The following is a 22,928-nucleotide window of genomic DNA, read 5'->3' on the forward strand; positions in this document are numbered from 1 at the left end:
ATACCTTTTTATAGAGGGAATATAAAAGGTATTTAAGAGTGTTTTTTTTATAAAAAATATAAAAAAACACAGATAATCATTGATATTAAAAAATAGAATAGTTTAAAAATGCCATCTTTTTTCAGGAGTAATAATTTCAGGTAATGGAACATCCCAATCAGCGGTAGGGAGATAATCAACTTGTTGGCAAGTATGAGCAAGCCCCATTGGGTAAAATGATTTTTGTTGCCAGCTTTCTAATGTTCTATCATAAAAACCGCCTCCCATACCTAATCGTTGGCCTTGTGCATCAAAAGCCACTAAAGGGGTAAAAATAATATCAATATCAGTGATGGGAATAACCATGTTCACATTTAAAGGAGGTTCATAAATATTAAAACGATTTTTTACTAACACGGTAGACGATGTGTAACGCAAGAAAAGCAGATGATGGCGATGAAATGGGTGTAATACAGGTAAGCAAACCTGTTTATTCAATGCCCATAACTGGGAAATCAGTGGAGATGTATCAATTTCACCATCAAAAGAAAGAAACAATGCAATAGTCTGTGCTTGTTTGATTTTAGGATGAGCAAGAACTTGTTCACACAATTTATCAGCTGCTTGTTGTTGCTCTTCTAATGTGAGTAAACGACGTTTTTGGCGAATAGCTTTGCGGATCTCATCTCTTTGTTGAAAAAGTGAAGTGTGTGTCATTCATCAATCCATCAATAAGCGGTTGGTATTAAGTAGAAACTATCATTTTAATCAATTTATCACACTTTAGAGGTAAGAAAGCGAAGAAGTTGAAGATATGAGAATGAAGACATAAAAAAAGTTCTAAACATTAAGTAGTTATAAAATACTTAGTGTTTAGAACTTTAGTAGGGGTCTCCAAGATGCCGCCGCAAGCTGTAACCCTTGAACCCATGGTCCAAGGTGAACATAGCGTTGTTACCATTAGGCTGCCTGAACGAATCGGGTATGCTCACAAGCAACAGATCACCACGTTCTATGTGTTTCGAATATCGGCTCAGGGGACTGGCCCGCTGGCAAACATCTCAGAGAAATTTGGTGGGTGCGCTAAGCACCTTATCTATGAACTATTGTATTATTTTAATTGTAGAAAGCAACCTATTATCTATGAATTTCGTGGTGTACGCATGCTTTCTGAACAAATCTACTTCGCAGTTGAAAAAGTGCGATCATGGTGCTTGCCTTGATCGTGTAAAGCTTGTTCAATGGATTGTTGTAGCATTTTTATTTTTTCTTCCATGTTGTAGGCATAGTCTCTGGTTTTTAACTTTTCTTCTGCCAACTCATGACTCATATTTAATGCCACGATAAAAATTAAGTGCTCTGTATTGGAAACACCACTGCGTTCTTTGAGATCTTGTAATCGTTGTTCCAGTTCAGCAGCAGAAGCCAGTAAAGCATCTCTTTGTTCTGGTGGGCAATTGACACGTAATGAGCGCCCAAAAATTTGAAGATCAACGGGTTGTGCGGACATGATTCCTTCCTGACATAAAATCTGTGCTACGTGTTTAGTAGTGTATACGGTTATAACGCTGTATTAAACGCTATTACTACAAAAATTCCAATGATTAACATGGCTTAACTGGTACAGCGACTTCTATTGATGGTAGCATATCTTGAACTATTCCCCTAAATGCGACGTTTATTCTTATGTCAAAACAGAACACATTACCGAATTATCAAACTATTGATGCATTATTACAGCAACATACAGTACCTTTAACCGCGGCTGAAATGCATGGTTTGATTACAGGATTTATTTGCGGTGCAGTGCGCGATAGTAGTTGGAAAATCTTATTACACGATCTGACCAATGAAGGTTTAGCTTTTCCTAAAACGCTATCAGAGCCACTTGAAGAGCTTTATCACATCACCTTCGAACAGCTCGATGACAGTGTGTTCAATTTCTCGATGTTAGTACCTGACGAATCTGAATCTATTTTTCCAAGAGCCGATGCTCTTGCCGGTTGGGTTAATCATTTTCTTTTAGGTCTGGGGGTTGCTCAACCTAAGTTGTCTGATCATAAAGAATTGACCGAAGTGATTACTGATTTACGTAATATTGGTGCGCTAGGTTATGAAGAAGACGAAAACCAAGAAGAACTTGAAGATGCGCTTGAAGAAGTCAGTGAATATGTAAAAGTATCCGTTCAACTTTGTTATATCACTTTTGTCGCACCAAAAGACAAAGGAAATGACGAACAAAATGAGCAACGTGTATTACATTAATTTCATCATTAATTACATCGTTAATTAGATAACCATAAAGATAAATGAAAGACAGGAGTGGGTATGAATAAGCAAGAATTTTTATCCCGTCGTCAGGCATTATTAGCACAAATGAAGCCTGCGAGTGCAGCTATCTTTTTCGCTGCACCACCAGCGCAACGTAATGCCGATAGTGAGTATCCTTATCGCCAACATAGTGATTTCCTTTATCTAACTGGTTTCAGCGAGCCTGAAGCTATTCTTGTACTGATTAAAAGTGATGAAACACATAACCATAGTGTACTTTTTAATCGCGTTAGAGATTTAACCGCTGAAATTTGGTTTGGTCGCCGCCTTGGACAAGAAGCAGCACCTGAAAAATTAGGTGTTGATAAGGCGCTACCTTATGAAGATGTAGGTGAACAACTTTACCAATTATTAAACGGGTTAGATGTTGTTTATCATGCTCAGGGTGAATACACGTTTGCTGATGAGATAGTCTTTAGTGCATTAGAAACTTTAAGAAAAGGTTCTCGCCGTAACTTAAAAGCGCCGCAAACCATTATTGATTGGCGTCCAATGGTTCATGAACAACGTCTGTTTAAATCTGATTTTGAACTTGAGTTACTGCGTAAAGCCGGAAAAATTACTGCATTAGCACATACGCGTGCGATGCAAAAATGTCAGCCGGGTATGTACGAATATCAACTTCAAGGTGAGATTGAACATGAGTTTGTTTCTCATGGTGCGCGTTTCCCTTCTTATAACAGTATTGTCGGCAGTGGTGAAAATGGTTGTATTCTTCATTACACCGAAAATGAAACCAAAATGCGCGATGGAGATTTAGTTCTCATTGATGCAGGCTGTGAATATGAAGGTTATGCTGGTGATATCACCCGTACTTTTCCTGTTAATGGCAAATTTAGCCGCCAACAACGCGAAATTTACGACATCGTCTTAAAATCCATCAATGTTTCTTTGGAATTGTACAAACCTGGTACAAGTATCAAAGAAGTCACTGAGCATGTCGTGTATATCATGGTCGAAGGACTGGTTAAACTGGGCATTATGCACGGTGAAATCGATCATCTTATTGAGACAAAAGCCTATCAGCGTTTCTTTATGCATAGCTTAAGCCACTGGTTAGGTCTTGATGTTCACGATGTTGGACATTATGGCACTGAGCGTGACCGTATTTTAGAACCAGGCATGGTACTGACCATCGAACCGGGACTTTACATTGCACCTGATGCAGATGTGCCACAAGAGTATCGTGGTATCGGTATTCGTATTGAGGACGACATTGTTATCACAGAAACAGGCAATGAGAATTTAACGGCATCTGTTGTTAAAGATCCTGATGAAATTGAAGCTCTGATGGCAGGAAAAATTTAAGGCTAAAATCAGCATGAATGTGATTATTGTGGGTGGTGGGATGGCAGGTGCGACATTAGCACTTGCACTCTCTGCATTAAATAAAGGCAAGATTTCAATTTCGTTAATTGAAGCAAAAGAGCCTGACAATGGGCATCCTGGGTTTGATGCAAGGGCGATTGCATTAGCTCATGGAACAGCGAAACGATTAGAGCAAATCGGGCTTTGGTCAACATTAAAACCTTTTGTTACCCCCATTAATCACGTTCATGTTTCTGATAGAGGGCATTGTGGTTTTGTTAATATTCATGCACAAGACTATAATATCTCAGCGCTGGGTTACGTTGTTGAATTACATGATGCCGGACGCCAGCTTTTTGCCAAGTTGAAAAAACAATCTAATATCACGCTTTATTGCCCTGCTAAAGTTGAACAAGTTCAGCGTAATATTGATTCTGTTGAGGTAACACTTGATGAGGGTACGCAATTATCGGGTGACTTACTGATTGCCGCTGATGGTACGAACTCACCTATTGGTCACCAGTGCCACATTCAATGGCAACGAGAACCTTATAACCAAGTGGCTATGATCGCTAATGTCAAAACGCAAATCGATCCTCAAGGTAAAGCTTTTGAGCGCTTTACAGAGTTTGGCCCATTAGCCATGTTACCGATGAGTGAAGGGCGTAGCTCATTAGTGTGGTGTCATCCTATTGAAAAACTAGATGAAGTTTTACTGTGGGATGATGAAACAACTATCGCACATTTACAGCGTGATTTTGGCTGGCGTTTAGGAAAGATAGAGCATATTGGTAAGCGAAATTGTTACCCTTTAGCACTACAAAAAGCCAATCAAATTATTGGTCATCGTTTAGCGTTAGTTGGAAATGCCTCGCAAACACTTCACCCTATTGCAGGGCAAGGTTTTAACCTCGGTTTACGTGATGTTATGGCGCTCGCTAATACTATCACTCAAGCGATTAATGCCAATACCGATATTGGTAGTTATCGAGTACTCTCTCAATATCAACAACTGCGCCAACAAGATAGAGAAAAAACAATCTCTATTACTGATGGGTTGGTGAAAGTATTTGCAAATCGTTGCGTGCCACTGATTGTTTCTCGCAACTTAGGGCTAATGACGATGGAATTGCTCCCAATGATGAGAGATAAATTGGCGCATCAAACATTGGGCTGGACAGACTAGACAAGCAGAAAGAACAGCGCGCTCTAAAATAATCGCTTTTTAGGATACTTTTATTATGAAATCATTTGATGTTGTTATTGCTGGTGGTGGAATGGTTGGGCTTGCATTAGCCAGCGGATTACACGGGTGTGGATTACGTATAGCGATAATAGAAAATCACCCAGTAACGAAGCTTTTTCACCCACAGGATGATTTTTCATTACGGGTATCTGCTATTAATACAGCCAGTGAAATGTTGCTGAAAAAATTAGGTGTTTGGGAAAATTTACAAGCACTACGAACTGCACCTTATCAAGGCATGGAGGTTTGGGATCAAGATAGTTTTGGTCGTATTGAATTTTCAGCACAAAAAGAAGGGTTCAGCCATTTAGGCTCTATTATCGAAAATAACCTTATTCGTGAAGTACTTTGGCAAAAATGTGAAAGCCACAGTGATATTACCTTCTATTCATCTACACAGATTGAGCGTGTAGTGTGGGGGGAGAATGATGCATTTATAACCCTGAATGATGGTGAGATGTTGACGGCAAGATTAGTTGTCGGAGCTGATGGCGCTAATTCGTGGTTACGTAAACACGCAGATATTCCCCTGACTTTTTGGGATTATGAACATCATGCCTTAGTTGCTACTATTCGCACTGAACAGCCTCATGATAATGTTGCACGCCAAGTCTTTCATGGTGAAGGTATTTTGGCGTTTTTGCCTCTTTCTGATCCTCATGCTTGTTCTATTGTTTGGTCTTTGCCAAGTAATCTTGCTGAAAGTTATAAAAACGCAGAAAAAACCTTATTTGAGCGCACATTAGGTGTGACCTTTGATATGCGTTTAGGTCAATGTGAATTGATGAGTGATCGTATGACCATACCATTAACAGGTCGCTATGCTCGCCAATTTGCCGCCCCTCGTTTAGCACTATTAGGTGATGCTGCACATACAATCCATCCTTTAGCTGGACAAGGCGTTAACCTCGGTTTTATGGATGTTGCAGAGTTAATCGGTGAGATCCGTCGCTTAAAAACAGAAGGTAAAGATTTTGGTGAATATCTCTATTTGAGACGATTCGAGCGTCGTCGCAAACATGCAGCAGCCGTAATGCTGGCAAGTATGCAAGGATTTCGTGAACTTTTTGCTGGCAACAACCCAGTTAAAAAACTGGTTCGGGATATCGGCCTTTCGTTAGCAGATAGTTTACCGGGGGTAAAACCTAAGTTACTTGAGCAAGCAATGGGGCTTTCTGATTTACCTGAATGGTTAAGTGATAAAAATTTCACTTCAGTTGAAAAAATCTAATTCCTCGCTTATTTCACATTACTTTTATTTATATCTGACTGAAGAAATAGAACTAAAAAAATCTATTTTTTCAGTCTATTCTTTGCACTAATTCCTTTTTTTCAGTAATTCCTCGCTAAAAATGAGCGCTGATACGCATAATTGCAATCATTAGTTCTGCATACCCATATGTCTACATTATGATTAAGAGACGCTATACCCTATTTTAACTTATGGTTTATTTTTTCTCACAATGCTAAGTTCAAGGGGATGGTATCGTTTGCGTTGTACGTTAATTGCTCGCGTTTGTTAAATTTATGTTTAAAAATAAACTTAAACTTGAGATTAACACTATGATTTTAAATCAAGTTTAATTTTATATTTAACAAATTGCGTTCTCTGAATAATCTAAAGTAAAAGTAGAAAGAGGGAAGAATGGCAAAACAGACTCCGTTGTATGATGAGCATGTAGCCTGTGGTGCTCGTATGGTCGATTTTCATGGTTGGATGATGCCTTTGCACTATGGCTCCCAAATAGATGAACATCATATTGTACGTCGTGATGCTGGTATGTTTGATGTTTCTCATATGACTATTGTTGACTTACATGGCTCACAAGTTAAAGATTTTCTACGTTATTTATTAGCGAATGATATCGCTAAACTCACCGAAAAAGGTAAGGCGCTTTATACCGGTATGCTAAATGCATCAGGTGGTGTAATTGATGATCTTATCGTCTATTACTTTGATGACTCTTTCTATCGTCTCGTTGTGAACTCCGCTACTCGTGAGAAAGATCTGGCATGGATTGAACAACATGCTTCAGATTATGTTGTGGATATCACTGTTCGTGACGATTTGGCATTAATCGCTGTTCAAGGCCCTCATGCACAAGAGAAAGTACAAAGCTTATTAACCGAAGCGCAACGCCAAGTTGTTTCTGCTATGAAGCCTTTTTATGGTGTAGAGCTTGGAGACTTATTTGTTGCAACAACAGGCTATACCGGTGAAGCAGGTTATGAAATTGCAATGCCAAAAGAGCAAGCAGTCGATTTTTGGAAAAAATTATTAGCTGTGGGTGTTAAACCTGCAGGATTAGGTGCGAGAGACACATTACGTTTAGAAGCCGGAATGAACCTATATAGCCAAGAGATGGATGAAACTGTTAATCCACTTGAAGCGAATATGGGATGGACGATTGCATGGGTACCGGAAGATCGTCAATTTATTGGTCGAGAAGCATTAGAAAAATTACGCGCAACAGGCACAGATAAACTTGTTGGTCTTGTAATGCGAGAGAAAGGTGTGTTGCGTGCAGGTACTGCCGTACACTTTACTGATGATTTAGGTGAATTAAGAGAAGGTACTATTACAAGTGGTACTTTTTCGCCTACATTAGGCTTTAGTATTGCATTAGCAAGAGTTCCTGCAGGTATAAAAGATAGCGCAATTGTATTAATGCGTAATCGTGAGATGCCAGTAGAAGTAGTAAAACCTGGTTTTGTTCGTTCAGGTAAAGCATTGGTGTAACACGCACAATTATTTTAAATGGAGAGTAAGGTCAATGAGTCAAATACCTAGTGAATTAAAATACGCACAATCTCATGAATGGATCCGTTCAGAAGGCAATGGTGAATACACTATCGGTATTACTGAACATGCACAGGAATTATTAGGTGATATGGTGTTTGTTGATCTACCAGAAGTGGGTAGAGAAGTGGCTGTTGGTGATGATTGTGCCGTAGCGGAATCAGTAAAAGCTGCATCAGATATCTATGCACCATTATCGGGTGAAATTATCGCAGTCAATGAAGAGTTAGATGGCTCTTCAGAGCTTGTGAACAGTGCACCTTATGGAGAAGGTTGGCTATTTCGTATTAAAGCAAATAATGAAAGCGAATTAGATGACTTACTTGATGCCGCGGGTTATCAAGAACTGGTAGATAGCGAAGAGTAAAACGAAGCGCCCCGTCAAATCAATGCCGGGGCGTTTTTATTTGTTAGCTTGTTATCGTAATACTATCTCAACGCGCTTTAAGCCGTGTGCTATTTACCTATCTATTCATAGTGAATTCAGGAAATTACTTGCAATGACACAGACTTTAAATCAGTTAGAGTATCGCGATGAATTTATTCGTCGCCATATTGGTTCATCACCAGAACAGATTAAAGAGATGCTCAGTGCTGTTGGCGTCTCCTCATTAAATGAATTAACTCAAAAAATTGTTCCAGATAATATTCAATTAGAGACACCGCCAAATGTGGGTGCAGGAGCAACAGAGCAAGAAGCCTTGGCTGAACTGAAAGCGATCGCCAGCCAAAATAAACGTTTCACTTCCTATATTGGAATGGGTTACGCGCCTTCTGTATTACCTCCTGTTATTTTGCGTAATTTATTAGAAAATCCGGGTTGGTATACCGCTTATACACCGTATCAGCCAGAAGTTTCTCAAGGCCGTCTAGAATCACTACTGAATTTTCAACAGGTTACAATTGATTACACAGGAATGGATCTTGCCTCTGCATCGCTGCTAGATGAAGCAACGGCAGCAGCTGAAGCGATGGCAATGGCAAAACGCGTAAGCAAATTAAAAAATGCGGATCGTTTCTTTGTTGCTGATGATATTCATCCTCAAACTTTAGATGTTGTCAGAACTCGAGCTGATACCTTTGGTTTTGAAGTAGTTGTTGATAAGGCTGAAAAAGTATTAGAGCTTGAAGGTGTCTTTGGCGTGCTATTACAACAAGTCGGCACAACGGGTGAAGTTCATGATCACAGTAAGTTATTAGCAGCACTAAAAGAACGCAAAATTATTACCAGTGTTGCCGCTGATTTAATGGCGCTGGTGGTACTCACTGCACCTGGTCATCAAGGTGCTGATATCGTATTAGGCTCAGCGCAACGTTTTGGTGTTCCAATGGGCTACGGTGGACCACATGCGGCATTCTTTGCTTGTCGTGATGAATATAAACGTGCGATGCCGGGACGTATTATTGGTGTTTCTCGTGATGCTGCGGGTAATCGTGCATTACGTATGGCGATGCAAACGCGTGAGCAACATATTCGCCGTGAAAAAGCGAACTCCAATATTTGTACATCCCAAGTCTTACTTGCCAATATTGCGGCGATGTATGCGGTTTATCATGGGCCAGAAGGATTAAAAACCATCGCTCAACGTATTCATCGTTTAACAGATATTTTAGCCGCGGGTTTACAACAAAACGGTATGGCATTACGCCATAAAACTTGGTTTGATACTTTAACGATTGATACCGTAGATAAAGCTGCTGTATTACAACGCGCTAAAGATGCTGAAATTAACTTACGTACTGATATTGTGGGTGCCGTGGGTGTAACACTAAGCGAAATTACAACACGTGAAGATGTATTAAAGCTTGTTGAAATTATCAGTGGTAAAGCATTTGCCGGTGATATTGATGTACTTGATAAACAAGTGGCATCTGCATCAGTATCAATCCCTGCTTCTATGCAACGTAAAGACACAGTGCTGACGCATGAAAACTTCCATCGTTATCACAGCGAAACAGAAATGATGCGCTATATGCATCGTTTAGAAAACAAAGACTTAGCATTGAATCAAGCGATGATCCCATTAGGCTCATGCACAATGAAACTTAATGCTGCCGCTGAAATGATCCCGATTACATGGCCTGAGTTTACAGAGTTACATCCATTCTGCCCAGCTTATCAAGCGAAAGGCTATCAAGTGATGATTGGACAACTCTCCAGTTGGCTTGCTGCATTAACGGGTTATGATGAGATGTGTATGCAACCAAACTCAGGTGCCCAAGGTGAATATGCAGGTTTATTAGCTATTCGTCGTTATCACCAAAGCCGTGGAGAAGGTGCGCGACATATCTGCTTGATCCCAAGTTCAGCACACGGTACTAACCCAGCTTCTGCTCATATGGCAGGAATGACTGTGGTTGTCGTCGGTTGTGATGATAACGGTAATATCGATATTGCGGACTTAAAAGCCAAAGCAGAAAAGCATCAAGCTGAACTCTCTTGTGTGATGGTGACATATCCATCAACACATGGTGTTTATGAAGAAGGTATTCGTGAAGTTTGTGAAATCATTCATCAATATGGCGGACAAGTTTACCTTGATGGTGCCAATATGAATGCGCAAGTGGGGATCACTACACCAGGCTTTATTGGCTCTGATGTTTCTCACTTAAACTTACATAAAACCTTCTGTATTCCTCATGGCGGTGGTGGCCCAGGCATGGGACCTATTGGTGTGAAATCACACTTAGCACCGTTTGTACCAGGGCATTCTGTTGTTGAAATGGAGAATATTACTACACAAGGTGCGGTTTCTGCGGCTCAATTTGGTAGCGCTTCAATACTACCAATTAGCTGGATGTATATTCGTATGATGGGCGCACAAGGGCTTAAACAAGCCAGCCAAGTGGCGATCTTAAATGCGAACTATATCGCACAACGTCTGAAAAATGACTATGACATTCTTTATGCTGGCGCGGATGGTTATGTCGCACATGAATGTATTATCGATATTCGTCCATTAAAAGCGAATTACGGTATCAGTGAAATGGATGTAGCTAAGCGTCTAATTGACTATGGATTCCACGCTCCAACCATGTCATTCCCTGTTGCGGGTACATTAATGATTGAGCCAACAGAATCCGAAAGTAAATGTGAAATTGATCGCTTTATTGAGGCTCTGCTTTCTATTCGTGCTGAAATTGCACAGGTAGATAAAGGCATATGGCCAATTGATGACAACCCATTAGTTAATGCGCCTCATACTCAATATGAATTAGTGCAAGAGTGGCCACATAGTTATAGCCGTGAATGTGCGGTATTCCCAAGTGAAGCAACGAAACAAAGCAAATATTGGCCAGCGGTTAAACGTCTTGATGATGTGTATGGCGACCGCCATTTACATTGTTCATGTGCACCAATTAGTGATTATGAATAAGCTTTAATCTAACAATATTCCTAAATAAAATACCGATGGTTAAGTTAGCCATCGGTATTTTTTATTTAATAAATACAACATTGAATATATTACTTCAGCCAGCCTTTTTTCTGCGCCTCTAATAATTGAGGATAGAGATATTGCCAAAATTCCGGCCACTGTTTTTCAATAAACAAGTTACGCGCTAATACTTGCTCTAAGCGGATATTATTTTCAACCCAGCTTTGCCCCTCATTATGTAAATTCATCAGCATTGGCATAGCACGATCAAGAATATTGGCAAACTGAGACTCTGGCGTTTCACCTGCATCATATTCTAGCCATAAATTGAGGAAATATTCACTTTGTGGGGACGGTAATAAAGAGAAAATACGTTTTGCGGCTTTTTGCTCGTGCTCTTTAATCGCTTCGCGAGCGGCAACGTCATACACCATCACATCACCTGCATCTATTTCAACGATATCGTGAACAAGCGCTAATTGAATAGCACGTCCCATATCAATATCACCCGCATAAGGCTGAAAACTCATTGCTGCAACAGCAAAGTGCCAGCTATGTTCAGCTGTATTTTCGGAACGACTATTATCTAATACATTATTTTTACGATAAACGCGTTTTAGTTTATCTAACTCCATAATAAAATTAATGGTATCAGAGAAGGGGCCAAATGCCCCTTTAGGTAATTGTGTCATAAAAACCCGTATTGGTATGATAAATAAAAATTACTCTTCTTCTAAAGAATAAGGCAATGGTTTGATGGATAGACGGCTGATGTTATCGCCTTGAACTCTAAATACACTATCGAGCTCCATATCGTTATTCATAACAACTTCAGCCAAAATAGTATTATCAGCCATACGTACAGCACTCAATACCGTTCCTGTTTTACGCCATTTATCTTCGCCTAATTGCCATTCAACGCTACCGCCAATCTCAGGTAATTCAGTACCACCACCTGATAACAGATACATTGCACGTTTATTGGCACCTCTGAATTTTGCGCGAGATACCATCTCTTGTCCGGTATAACAGCCTTTTTTAAAGCAGATGCTCAGCGGTAATGCTTGCAGATTTGTTGCTTGAGGTAAGAATTGTTCAATATTTGGAGTATCAATAATAGGATATCCAGCCTCGATATCTAAGGCTAACCATTGCTCGCTATTGCTGGTTTCTGCTTTTAATGTTGTTGCAAGATTTTTTGCTGTTTCTTCGTCTGTAACGATTAAAAAACGTTCGGTAGGTAAAGGCAGTTGAAGAATATAAGTATTATCGTGATTAACAACTTCGTTTGCTTTACGAGGGATATTTGAAAAGTAATTGGCTAATGCAAGAGCAGCACCTTGTCCGGCTAATCCTAATAAAACGCTATCTGTATTTTCAGCTAAGGTTACTTTTGAAAATACCGCATATTTTTTTAATTCAGCAAGTTGTTTTTGCGCGACATTTTTACGCAGAATATAAGCAAAACCTTCTTGCTGGTGGAATAAGCGAAGCGTACTCCACATTTTACCTTTTGCTTCACAGTGTGCAGACAATGCATGTGTCGTTGTTGGAAGGGCTGCAATATCTGTAGTTAGTTGACCTTGTAGGTATTTTTCACTGTCAGCACCTGTTGCTGTTATCAGTGACCATTCATCTAAAGAAACCAGTGTTAATGGCAAATTGATTGCTGCATGAGGGCGTTTAGCCTGAGTAGAATTTTGAGTCATGATGTCACCAGCTATTAAATTAATCAGATACATCAGTTATGGTAAAAGAGTGACAAGACAATGCAAGTCATTATTATTTTTAACGCACAGAAAATGAAACTGATAAATAACAAATGAAAGCGAGTTCAATAGGTTGTCTATGAGACTAAACCAGCAAACTGTGATCATTTTGATGTTAAAAATTTTGCGATAAGACTATCATCAATGCTAGGAAGAAATAGTGGTATTTCTTGGTTTGAACAATGTAAAGAGCAGAGTATGACTATCGATATAGAGAATAAAGCACGAATTAATTGGGCATGTCGTCGCGGAATGCGTGAACTGGATATTTCTATCATGCCTTTTTTCGAGAATGAGTACGATACGCTATCTGATAACGATAAAGCGCTTTTTGTTCGTTTACTGGAGTGTGCAGATCCTGATTTATTTAACTGGTTAATGAATCATGGACGCCCTGATGATGATGAGCTCTATTATATGGTGAAATTAATCCAAGAACGAAATAAAGCGAGAATGGCGGAGATCGTTGATAAATATTAATAAAATAGATTATCAAATCAGCGATATATCAAATAGTAATTAAGATTGATTAAAAATAACGCTTTTATTTTCTCATCAAATAAAGGCGTTTTTATTTTTATATAAAAAATTAATAATACTAATAACACTCTAAATTTTACTGAAATAAAAAATGTAGTTACGTTAAATTTGCGCATCATCTCTAAAAATGATGGCTTAAATCGCCTTTTTTTGATGTTTTTCGTTTTATACTGAATAAATCAGGTATGCTGAATTTATTAAAACAACGATTAAAAAAGAATAAAAATTACGTATTTCTTATTAAGTTGTATTTTTTAAGCGCATATTAAATAGAAAAAATAACCATAAATAATTGAGCTAAAATGTAAGATAAACTATTTGCAAGGCTAAGAAAGAAGTTACATTATAAATAGGTTAGTCTTTATTATTTTTAACTTATTTATGTCCGTATAGAATTACCGCAGGAGTTAATATAACTCGTGATTTTATGGAAATCGCACCTCACAGTATCATGGTTCACCCAACTCTTCTCAACGGTTGCTTATGTTGCCTTTGTGATAGGCTTACTGTTGTATCCGTGGCCTCCTGATTTTATTTATGTTTGGGTGCCATTGTTACTCTTCCTGATCGGTAGCTGGTATTTCACACAAAAGAATATTAGTCGTATCAAAGGGGATTTTGTTTTACTGAATGGTAATCGAATTCAATGGAAACTGCATGAATGGCAAATAACAAAACATCCTTGGATCAGTCGTTTTGGTACTCGAATAACGTTGACTTCTATTCTAAATAAAAAACAAATCACGTTATGGGTCGCTTTTGATAGTATGACTGAAAATGAGTGGCGTAACTTCTCTCAGTTATTAATGCAATATCCAGATATTTAATATCTGGATATTAAATTTATAAGTTTTCTTCTACTTCACGTAGAATTTGCATACACCATTGTGATAAACGTTCATCAGTTTCTTCAAACTGGTTAACGTCATCTAATGCAAGACCAACAAAATGCTTACCATCATCAGATAAAGGTTTTGGGCTGACAAATTCATATCCATCCACAGGCCAGAACCCAATAAACTTAACACCACTTGGTAATAAATGATGGTAGAGCATACCCAGCGCATCTAGAAACCATTCACTGTAATCAACCTGATCGCCCATTCCATACATTGCAATAAGCTTATCTTTTAAATTTAATGTCGGCAATGTATCCCAAATATTGAGCCAATCTTCTTGGATCTCACCAAAATCCCAAGTTGGAATACCTAAAATAAGGATGTCATATTGCTCCATAAGCGTGATATCACACTCTTGAACATTATGAAGATCAACAAACTCTTCACCGAGAATATCACGAATTTTTTCTGCTGCCATTTCGGTGTAACAGGTGCTAGAACCGTAAAATAGACCAATTTTCATAAAGGTTTTTAGGATATTTTTGCCAATAAAGGTCACTATTGTACCAGAAAATTTTTTTTATAAGGCATAATGTAAAGGCGATAAGCTAAAGATAGGGAGAGCAAGACCGTGTCACAAACCGAATTATCGACAAAAAAGACAACTCATACCAATGAAGATACTGATATTATCATTGAACAATTTCTCGACAATATTTGGTTAGAGCAAGGCTTATCCGCTAATACACTCAGCTCTTATCGTTTAGATTTACAAGCATTGGGGCAATGGCTTGCACATCACCAATTAGATTGGTTATCAGTCACTACTTTGGATTTGCAATCTTTTCTCGCAACGCGTTTAGATGAAGGTTATAAAGCCAGCAGTGCAGCTCGGTTACTCAGTACAATGCGTCGGTTATTCCAATATTTATATCGTGAGAAATTACGTTTAGACGATCCCAGTGCATTGCTTTCAACCCCAAAGCTTCCCAAACGCTTACCAAAAGATTTAAGTGAGCGACAAGTTGATGATTTACTCAATGCACCTTGCATTGATGAACCACTTGAATTACGAGATAAAGCGATGCTTGAAGTTCTTTATGCGTGCGGACTTCGTGTTTCTGAATTAGTGGGATTATCTCTCTCTGATATCAGCTTACGACAAGGCGTACTACGCGTTATTGGTAAAGGTGATAAAGAACGATTAGTTCCTTTAGGTGAAGAAGCTATTTACTGGCTAGAGCAATATCTGCAATATGGAAGACCCACTTTAATGCAAGGGAAAACGGACGATATTGTTTTTCCTAGCTTAAGAGGGCAAAAAATGACACGACAAACGTTCTGGCATCGGATAAAACATTATGCCGTGATAGCAGGGATCGATACTGAAAAACTATCACCCCATGTGTTGCGTCATGCATTTGCGACACATCTCTTAAATCATGGAGCAGACTTGCGTGTTGTACAGATGTTATTGGGGCACAGTGACCTCTCTACAACACAGATTTATACCCATGTTGCAACTGAACGATTGAAAGCGCTTCATCAGCAACATCATCCAAGGGGATAGCCGCTAAATAGCTGGTGTTAAATAGGAATTCAAATGAAAAAAAAATTATTCTGGTTGCCAATATTATTAAGTATGGTGTCAATGCCAGTACTTGCTGACAATGCTTCTATTGAAGCGCAATTGGCTAAAATGCAGATTAAAGCAGAGAGTATTCAACCAACACCGATTGTTGGATTAAATGCCGTGTTATCAGATAAAGGCATTTTTTATATTACAGATGATGGTAAATATCTGACCGCAGGGCCTATTTATAATATTAGTAGCGGTGAGCCAGTTAGTATTGCTAATCAAGTTATTATGAAAAAAGTAGACTCACTTAAAAATGAAATGATTGTTTATAAAGCGCGTAATGAGCGCCATATGATCACCATTTTTACCGATATCAGTTGCCCTTATTGCCAAAAACTTCACCAAGAAGTGCCTGAACTGAATAAACAGGGTGTAACAGTGCGTTATTTAGCATTTCCTCGTAACGGTGTTGGCAATAATATTGTGAGTAAAGAAATGAATGCCGTGTGGTGTAGTGGTTTTCCTAATAAATCATTAGACAGCGCATTTAAAGGTGACAAAATTATCCCTATTGATGAATGTGCAAAAATCAATATCAATGAACACTTTAAATTAGGCACCATGATGGGTATTCAAGGCACTCCTGCTATTGTATTACCTAATGCCAGTATCTACGGTGGATATATTTCTGCTCAAAACCTTGTTGAATTATTAGATAAAAAAGAGAAGTAATTACGTTTTATGGTCACTATTGAACCGACACTGCGTCGTCGAATGGCACAGGCAACTCAATTACCGGATAACTTAGATCCCTTATTACGACAAATTTATGCTAATCGTGGAATAACATCTGAAGTTCAACTAGAACGATCGTTAAAAGGCTTACTTCATTATCAAGCATTAACAGGAATAGAAACGGCAATTTCATTACTGATTGATGCGTTACAGCAACAATCTCGTATTGTTATTGTCGGCGATTTTGATGCTGATGGTGCAACAAGTACTGCACTTGCGATTAAAGCATTACGCCAAATGGGATTTAAGCAAGTTAGCTATCATATTCCTAATCGCTTTGACGATGGCTATGGTTTAAGCCCTCAAGTTGTTCATGACGTTGCTAAAAAGGGGGTTGATCTCATTATCACTGTTGATAATGGAATTTCCTCTTTTGAAGGTGTGGATACAGCTCATGAATATGGTATTCGTGTCCTCGTTACTGATCACCATTTACCCGGACAAACCTTACCCGCTGCTGATGCGATTATTAATCCTAATCTGACAGATTGTTCTTTTTTATCTAAATCACTAGCTGGTGTTGGCGTTACTTTTTATTTAATGACGGCATTAAGAGCTGAATTAGAAAAACAAGGTTGGTTTGAGCAACAAAACTTAGCTCGCCCCAATATGGCGGATTTTCTTGACCTAGTTGCATTAGGCACTGTGGCAGATGTTGTTCCTCTTGATGAAAATAACCGTATTTTTGTTTATGAAGGATTACGCCGAATTAGGGCTGGTCGTTGTTGTGTAGGGATAAAAGCGCTAACGGAAGTCTCTCGAAAAGAACTCGCTCAACTAGTCAGTAGCGATTTGGGTTTCTCTTTAGGGCCTCGCTTAAACGCAGCTGGACGTCTTGATGATATGTCTGTGGGCGTTGCTTTACTTTTAACCGACAATATTGGTTCTGCGCGTGAAATTGCTAATGAACTTGATGGATTAAATCAAACTCGGCGTGAAATTGAAGCAGGTATGCAAGAAGAAGCTTCAACCATTTTCCGTCAATTTATGGGAACACAACATGATTTACCAAATGGTTTAGCAATCTATCATCCTGAGTGGCACCAAGGTGTTGTGGGTATTTTAGCATCTCGTATTAAAGAAAAATTGCATCGCCCTGTTATTGCTTTTGCACCTAGCGGTGATGGTTTGTTAAAAGGCTCAGGTCGTTCAATTAGTGGTGTACATCTTCGGGATGCATTAGAACGATTAAATACGTTAAATCCGGGTTTGATGGTGAAATTTGGCGGGCACGCAATGGCGGCAGGGCTTTCACTTGAAGAGGATAAATTCCCGCTGTTTCAGCGTCATTTTTCGTCTTTGATGGCAGAGTTGGTTTCCGCTGAACAGTTACAAGGCGTAATTTTATCGGATGGTGAACTAGCCGATAATCAACTTTCATTGCCTATTGCAGAAATGCTAAGAGAAGCAGGGCCTTGGGGACAGGCTTTTCCTGAACCTCTATTTGACGGTAAATTTACGCTGTTACAACAACGGATTGTGGGCAGTAAGCATTTAAAAATGATGCTCCAACCCGTGAATAGTCATCTTATGATTGATGCGATTGCATTTAATGTTGATATCAATATATGGCCTGATAACAGCATTAAAACGGTTGAGTTAGCTTATCGATTAGATGTAAATGAGTTTCGAGGACAACGTAATGCACAATTGCTTGTTGAGCATATTTGGCCTTGTTAGCACGAATAATTAAATAATTTATCGTGATATAAAGGGTAACGTTGTTATGGTAACAACTATCTGATAGACAATTGTATATAAATGCTATAAACCCGCTGATATATCCGTTACAATATGCGGTTCAAAATTTATTCCAATTGTTTTTGAAAACAACATAAAGACGAAAAAGTATGTTTGAAATCAACCCCGTAAAACACCAAATAGAAGAAGTCTCTGAAAGAACAAATGTTCTCAGGGGGTATCTTTGACTATGATGCCAAGAAAGAGCGTTTAGAAGAAGTTAACGCTGAATTAGAACAACCTGATGTATGGAATGAGCCAGAAAGGGCACAAGCATTAGGCAAAGAGCGTTCATCTCTTGAGGCTATCGTAGAAACAATCGACCAGTTAGATCAAGGACTAGAAGACGTTTCTGGTTTACTTGAGTTAGCGGTTGAAGCTGATGACGAAGAAACATTTAACGAAGCCATTGCTGAATTAGATGTATTAAATAAAAAGCTTGAGCAATTAGAATTCCGTCGCATGTTCTCTGGTGAATATGACAGTGCGGATTGCTACCTTGATTTACAAGCCGGTTCTGGTGGTACAGAAGCGCAAGATTGGGCTAGTATGCTGATGCGCATGTACTTACGTTGGGCTGAATCAAGAGGCTTTAAAACAGAAATTATTGAAGAATCTGACGGTGATGTTGCAGGATTAAAATCAGCGACTATCAAAATTATTGGTGAGTACGCTTATGGTTGGTTACGTACAGAAACAGGTGTTCATCGCTTAGTTCGTAAAAGTCCATTTGATTCAGGTGGCCGTCGCCATACCTCATTTAGCTCTGCCTTTATTTACCCTGAAGTTGATGACAATATTGATATTGATATCAACCCCGCGGATTTACGTATTGACGTTTATCGTGCTTCAGGTGCGGGTGGACAGCACGTCAACAAAACAGAATCTGCGGTACGTATTACCCACGTTCCAACAGGTCTTGTCACTCAATGCCAAAACGATCGCTCTCAGCATAAGAACAAAGATCAGGCAATGAAGCAGATGAAAGCGAAGTTATACGAGCTGGAAATGCAGAAGAAAAATGCAGATAAGCAAGTAATGGAAGATAACAAGTCCGATATTGGCTGGGGTAGTCAAATTCGTTCTTATGTTCTTGATGATTCACGTATTAAAGATTTACGTACTGGTGTGGAAACACGTAATACACAAGCAGTATTAGACGGTGATCTTGATAAATTTATTGAAGCTAGCTTAAAAGCGGGCCTGTGAGGAAAAACATGTCGCAACAGCAACAAGGTGCGGAGCAGGCACCTGATTTAAATAACGAACTGCAAACACGCCGCGAAAAATTATCCGCTTTACGCGATAATGGTAACGCATTCCCAAATGATTTCCGCAGAGATTCTCTGTCTAACGAATTACATCAAAAGTATGATGCAATGAGTGCAGAAGAGTTAGAAGCAGCGAATGTGGAAGTTTCTATTGCAGGTCGTATGATGACTCGCCGTATTATGGGCAAGGCATCTTTCGCTACATTGCAAGACATGGGGGGCCGTATTCAGCTTTATGTTTCTCGTGATGATTTACCAGAAGGTATTTATAACGAGCAATTTAAAAAATGGGATCTGGGTGATATCTTAGGTGCTCGCGGTCGTGTTTTCAAAACGAAAACAGGTGAGTTAAGTGTTCACTGTACAGAAGTGCGTTTATTAACAAAAGCACTGCGCCCGTTACCGGATAAATTCCACGGTTTAGCTGACCAAGAAATGCGTTATCGTCAGCGTTATTTAGATCTGATTTCTAACGAAGAATCGCGTAAGACTTTCCAAATTCGTTCACAAGTTATGGCGGGTATCCGTCAATTTATGGTGAACAAAGGCTTTATGGAAGTTGAAACGCCGATGATGCAAACTATCCCAGGTGGAGCAAGTGCGCGTCCGTTTATTACTCACCATAATGCGTTAGATATCGATATGTATCTGCGTATTGCACCTGAGTTATATTTAAAACGTTTAGTTGTCGGTGGTTTTGATCGTGTATTCGAAATCAACCGTAACTTCCGTAACGAAGGTGTATCACCACGTCATAACCCAGAGTTCACCATGATGGAACTCTATATGGCGTATGCAGATTATCGTGACCTAATTGAATTAACTGAAGAATTATTCCGTACATTAACTGAAAATGTACTGGGCTCTTCATTAGTGAAATATGGTGATCAAGAGTTTGATTTTGGTAAACCATTTGCCAAATTAACCATGAAAGAAGCTATCTGCAAATATCGTCCAGAAACCGTAATGGCTGATCTCGATGATATGGATAAAGCAATTGCTATTGCTCAGTCTATCGGTATTAAGATTGAGAAAAGCTGGGGCTTAGGTCGTGTTCAATGTGAAATTTTTGAAGAAGTTGCAGAAAGCCACTTAATTCAACCAACGTTCATCATTGAATACCCAGCAGAAGTTTCTCCACTGGCTCGTCGTAACGATGATAATCCATTTATTACTGATCGCTTTGAATTCTTTATTGGTGGTCGTGAAATTGGTAATGGCTTCTCAGAACTTAATGATGCTCAAGATCAAGCTGAGCGTTTTGAAGATCAAGTTCGCCAAAAAGAAGCCGGTGATGCAGAAGCGATGTTCTTTGACCATGACTACATCACGGCATTAGAACACGGCTTACCACCAACAGCAGGTTTAGGTATTGGTATTGACCGTATGGTGATGTTATTTACTGACAGCCATACTATTCGTGATGTTATTTTATTCCCAGCAATGCGCCCTAATAAATAATTGTTATTTTAAATAAACCCTTAATTTAACAATAGCATTAACGAAGAATAATATAGTTATAAGGCCACCGAAAGGTGGCTTTTTTGTTTTTTAAAAACAGTTAGTTATCTTTTTTACGATGATTAAATAATCATTTGAATAAGAAGGGGATTGTCGTTCAATTAGAGAGGCGTATAATCAGAAAAATCAATTGCGGGCGTAGTTCAATGGTAGAACGAGAGCTTCCCAAGCTCTATACGAGGGTTCGATTCCCTTCGCCCGCTCCAAACAAAAACCTCTCCAGAAATTATCTAAAAAAATCATCAACAGTATCATTCCACTCGTGTCCTAAAATAGACCACTCATGACTGACTGATGGAGGAAAGCCACTACGGCAGTATCCATTTTTAGATTCAAAATCATATGCTCCGTGCGGATAGCCATTAATTAAAAGTACGCATTTTTTACTGTCTTCTGACCAACCTATTTTTATATCAGAAGGAATATCCTTATCTGTTACATCTTCAACGTTATAAATATGGAGAGCATCTTGGATTGGGTTACCATCGACAGATTCATCAATCGCATAAAAATAACCAGTTTGCCCGTCATCTTCAAATACTGCTGCAAATACTCTATCAGGAGCTAGGCTTTCAACAACGCGAGCTTCCCCTACAATAATTTGCTCTTGGGCTGTAACTAAAATTGCCATACAGAGTTCCTTGAATTTATTTAATATATTAGTGAAAGTAAGATGGTTCATACTAGCGCTTGGCAAAAAAGCGTTTGCTGAACGAATAATCATCGTAAGTATTAAGTATTAAGTATTTAGCTTATATTTAATTTTCCAGCAATATCTTTATATCGCTTCCATGCTGAATAAATCAATTTATCTTATAAAATAAATTGATTCATATAGATTCATTTTTAGAAGTAGAATTGAAAATATAATAAGATGATATGATTTGGTGAGTTTTAATAAGTATAACCTTAGAATATTGGTATTCACACTTAACATATTATGTAATTTAGGAAATTATATGCATTTAGAGTTCAAAAAACTCTCACAGATAGATCCTTCACATATTGTAGAACTCAATAATCATCCTGCGGTTTTACGACAAATGCCTTTGGGTAGCCCTGATTTTGATATCGAAAAAAGTATTTTATGGGCAAAAGATAAAGACTCTCAATGGGATGACAATGGGTATGGCCCTTGGGCATTTGTTATTGATGGTGTGTTTGCTGGATGGGGGGGGGTTCAAAAAGAAGGGGATGATGCAGATCTTGCATTAGTTCTTCATCCCAATTATTGGGGGGTAGGTAAAATAATTTATGCTGAGATTATCCGCAAAGCATTTGATGAAATGAATATTGAAAGCATCACAATTTTGCTTCCTCATTCAAGAAAGGTAACAAAAACAGTTTCTCGTTATGGATTTAAACCTGATGGGGAAGTTTGTTTTGATAATATTAGTTTTCAGCGCTTTAGATTATTTGCAGATAAAAATAGAATCATTTAATTGCTTCATATAAATAGGTAAATAGGCGAGTCAGGTCGTATCGCCTTATGTGTATTATTCTATCAATGTAATTCATTAATCACAAAATAAGTTCTATTTAGTTGTTATTTCTCATTTCTCGCATATTTTTTATTTAAAGGTCGCTAGCAAATATTTTTTAATAGGGATTTTTAATGAATATAAAATATCGCCATTACTTTGTTATCTTTATGCTTATTTTTTAACAGCAGGATGTGCACAAAACGTAAAATGGACAGCAATTACGCCTTCTCGTGAATTATTAAAAGATATAGCAAAAGAGATATTTGGTGTTAAATACGAGCCTCCAGCCGCTTATGAAACTTGGACAGAAGCAGGCAAACAAGGTGTTCCTACAAAAGCGTTATTTGAT

21 protein-coding genes, 1 tRNA gene and 1 other RNA gene are annotated in these 22,928 nt (G+C 38.6%); 16 read left to right on the forward strand and 7 right to left on the reverse strand.

Annotation, left to right across the window (positions count from 1 at the left end; all coding sequences use genetic code 11):
- Window positions 1–102: 102 nt before the first annotated feature.
- The 3 genes from GTK47_RS08645 to zapA form a co-directional block, all read right to left on the reverse strand.
- The gene (locus tag GTK47_RS08645; protein WP_165122784.1) at window positions 103–696 is read right to left on the reverse strand and encodes a 5-formyltetrahydrofolate cyclo-ligase; all 594 of its coding nucleotides are present in this window, start codon (window positions 694–696) and stop codon (window positions 103–105) included.
- Window positions 697–866: 170 nt separating this feature from the next.
- A non-coding RNA gene (gene ssrS, locus GTK47_RS08650) (6S RNA) lies at window positions 867–1,050 on the reverse strand.
- A 109-nt stretch (window positions 1,051–1,159) separates the two neighbouring features.
- Complete coding sequence (gene zapA, locus GTK47_RS08655; protein WP_023581530.1) at window positions 1,160–1,489, reverse strand: cell division protein ZapA; 330 nt, start codon at window positions 1,487–1,489, stop codon at window positions 1,160–1,162.
- 176 nt (window positions 1,490–1,665) lie between these two features.
- Between zapA and GTK47_RS08660 the strand changes: the two genes are divergently transcribed.
- The 7 genes from GTK47_RS08660 to gcvP all read left to right on the forward strand — a co-directional run bounded on the left by GTK47_RS08660 (window position 1,666) and on the right by gcvP (window position 11,041).
- Entirely contained in the window at window positions 1,666–2,244 is a 579-nt protein-coding gene (locus GTK47_RS08660) for a YecA family protein (RefSeq protein ID WP_165122785.1), read from the forward strand.
- A gap of 63 nt (window positions 2,245–2,307) precedes the next feature.
- Complete coding sequence (gene pepP, locus GTK47_RS08665) at window positions 2,308–3,618, forward strand: Xaa-Pro aminopeptidase (protein WP_098942217.1); 1,311 nt, start codon at window positions 2,308–2,310, stop codon at window positions 3,616–3,618.
- Window positions 3,619–3,631: 13 nt separating this feature from the next.
- Entirely contained in the window at window positions 3,632–4,804 is a 1,173-nt protein-coding gene (gene ubiH / locus GTK47_RS08670) for a 2-octaprenyl-6-methoxyphenyl hydroxylase (RefSeq protein ID WP_165122786.1), read from the forward strand.
- Window positions 4,805–4,859: 55 nt separating this feature from the next.
- A complete protein-coding gene (ubiI, locus tag GTK47_RS08675) occupies window positions 4,860–6,095 on the forward strand; it encodes an FAD-dependent 2-octaprenylphenol hydroxylase (RefSeq protein WP_165122787.1) in 1,236 nt (411 codons plus the stop codon).
- Window positions 6,096–6,509: 414 nt separating this feature from the next.
- The gene (gene gcvT / locus GTK47_RS08680; RefSeq protein WP_165122788.1) at window positions 6,510–7,604 is read left to right on the forward strand and encodes a glycine cleavage system aminomethyltransferase GcvT; all 1,095 of its coding nucleotides are present in this window, start codon (window positions 6,510–6,512) and stop codon (window positions 7,602–7,604) included.
- Between the two features lie 34 nt (window positions 7,605–7,638).
- Window positions 7,639–8,031 (forward strand): glycine cleavage system protein GcvH, encoded by a 393-nt coding sequence (gene gcvH / locus GTK47_RS08685; protein WP_165122789.1) that lies wholly within the window; start codon window positions 7,639–7,641, stop codon window positions 8,029–8,031.
- Window positions 8,032–8,164: 133 nt separating this feature from the next.
- Entirely contained in the window at window positions 8,165–11,041 is a 2,877-nt protein-coding gene (gene gcvP / locus GTK47_RS08690) for an aminomethyl-transferring glycine dehydrogenase (protein ID WP_165122790.1), read from the forward strand.
- A gap of 89 nt (window positions 11,042–11,130) precedes the next feature.
- Here gcvP and GTK47_RS08695 read toward each other — a convergent pair whose 3' ends face one another.
- Both GTK47_RS08695 and ygfZ read right to left on the reverse strand, forming a co-directional pair.
- Window positions 11,131–11,733 (reverse strand): HD domain-containing protein, encoded by a 603-nt coding sequence (locus GTK47_RS08695; RefSeq protein WP_165122791.1) that lies wholly within the window; start codon window positions 11,731–11,733, stop codon window positions 11,131–11,133.
- Window positions 11,734–11,763: 30 nt separating this feature from the next.
- Window positions 11,764–12,750, reverse strand: coding sequence for a tRNA-modifying protein YgfZ (gene ygfZ, locus GTK47_RS08700; protein ID WP_165122792.1), 987 nt, complete (start codon window positions 12,748–12,750; stop codon window positions 11,764–11,766).
- A 264-nt stretch (window positions 12,751–13,014) separates the two neighbouring features.
- On the opposite strand from ygfZ, the gene sdhE reads away from it, so the two are divergent.
- Window positions 13,015–13,290, forward strand: coding sequence for an FAD assembly factor SdhE (gene sdhE, locus GTK47_RS08705; protein WP_165126547.1), 276 nt, complete (start codon window positions 13,015–13,017; stop codon window positions 13,288–13,290).
- Window positions 13,291–13,769: 479 nt separating this feature from the next.
- Complete coding sequence (locus GTK47_RS08710) at window positions 13,770–14,177, forward strand: protein YgfX (RefSeq protein WP_165122793.1); 408 nt, start codon at window positions 13,770–13,772, stop codon at window positions 14,175–14,177.
- Between the two features lie 16 nt (window positions 14,178–14,193).
- On the opposite strand, the gene fldB is transcribed toward GTK47_RS08710, so the two are convergent.
- Window positions 14,194–14,712 carry a flavodoxin FldB gene (gene fldB, locus GTK47_RS08715; RefSeq protein WP_165122794.1) on the reverse strand — a complete coding sequence of 173 codons (519 nt, stop codon included), beginning with the start codon at window positions 14,710–14,712 and terminating at the stop codon, window positions 14,194–14,196.
- 108 nt (window positions 14,713–14,820) lie between these two features.
- Here fldB and xerD point away from each other — a divergent pair, with 108 nt between their 5' ends.
- The 6 genes from xerD to GTK47_RS08745 all read left to right on the forward strand — a co-directional run bounded on the left by xerD (window position 14,821) and on the right by GTK47_RS08745 (window position 21,301).
- Complete coding sequence (gene xerD, locus GTK47_RS08720) at window positions 14,821–15,759, forward strand: site-specific tyrosine recombinase XerD (protein WP_165122795.1); 939 nt, start codon at window positions 14,821–14,823, stop codon at window positions 15,757–15,759.
- Window positions 15,760–15,792: 33 nt separating this feature from the next.
- On the forward strand, window positions 15,793–16,500 hold the full coding sequence (gene dsbC / locus GTK47_RS08725) for a bifunctional protein-disulfide isomerase/oxidoreductase DsbC (protein WP_088494965.1): 708 nt from the start codon (window positions 15,793–15,795) through the stop codon (window positions 16,498–16,500).
- Between the two features lie 9 nt (window positions 16,501–16,509).
- A complete protein-coding gene (recJ, locus tag GTK47_RS08730) occupies window positions 16,510–18,243 on the forward strand; it encodes a single-stranded-DNA-specific exonuclease RecJ (protein ID WP_165122796.1) in 1,734 nt (577 codons plus the stop codon).
- Between the two features lie 170 nt (window positions 18,244–18,413).
- A protein-coding gene (gene prfB, locus GTK47_RS08735) for a peptide chain release factor 2 (protein ID WP_165122797.1) occupies window positions 18,414–19,512 on the forward strand; the annotation gives its coding sequence in 2 pieces (ribosomal slippage) (window positions 18,414–18,488 and window positions 18,490–19,512; 1,098 coding nt in all).
- Window positions 19,513–19,520: 8 nt separating this feature from the next.
- Window positions 19,521–21,035, forward strand: a complete 1,515-nt coding sequence (gene lysS, locus GTK47_RS08740) for a lysine--tRNA ligase (RefSeq protein WP_165122798.1) — start codon at window positions 19,521–19,523, stop codon at window positions 21,033–21,035.
- A gap of 192 nt (window positions 21,036–21,227) precedes the next feature.
- Window positions 21,228–21,301, forward strand: a tRNA-Gly gene (locus GTK47_RS08745).
- Between the two features lie 20 nt (window positions 21,302–21,321).
- Here the strand turns inward: GTK47_RS08745 and GTK47_RS08750 are convergent.
- Window positions 21,322–21,726 (reverse strand): DUF2251 domain-containing protein, encoded by a 405-nt coding sequence (locus GTK47_RS08750; protein ID WP_165122799.1) that lies wholly within the window; start codon window positions 21,724–21,726, stop codon window positions 21,322–21,324.
- 328 nt (window positions 21,727–22,054) lie between these two features.
- Here GTK47_RS08750 and GTK47_RS08755 point away from each other — a divergent pair, with 328 nt between their 5' ends.
- The gene (locus GTK47_RS08755) at window positions 22,055–22,537 is read left to right on the forward strand and encodes a GNAT family protein (RefSeq protein WP_165122800.1); all 483 of its coding nucleotides are present in this window, start codon (window positions 22,055–22,057) and stop codon (window positions 22,535–22,537) included.
- The last annotated feature ends 391 nt before the right edge of the window (window positions 22,538–22,928 follow it).

Source organism: Proteus sp. ZN5, assembly GCF_011046025.1.
GTDB lineage: Bacteria > Pseudomonadota > Gammaproteobacteria > Enterobacterales > Enterobacteriaceae > Proteus.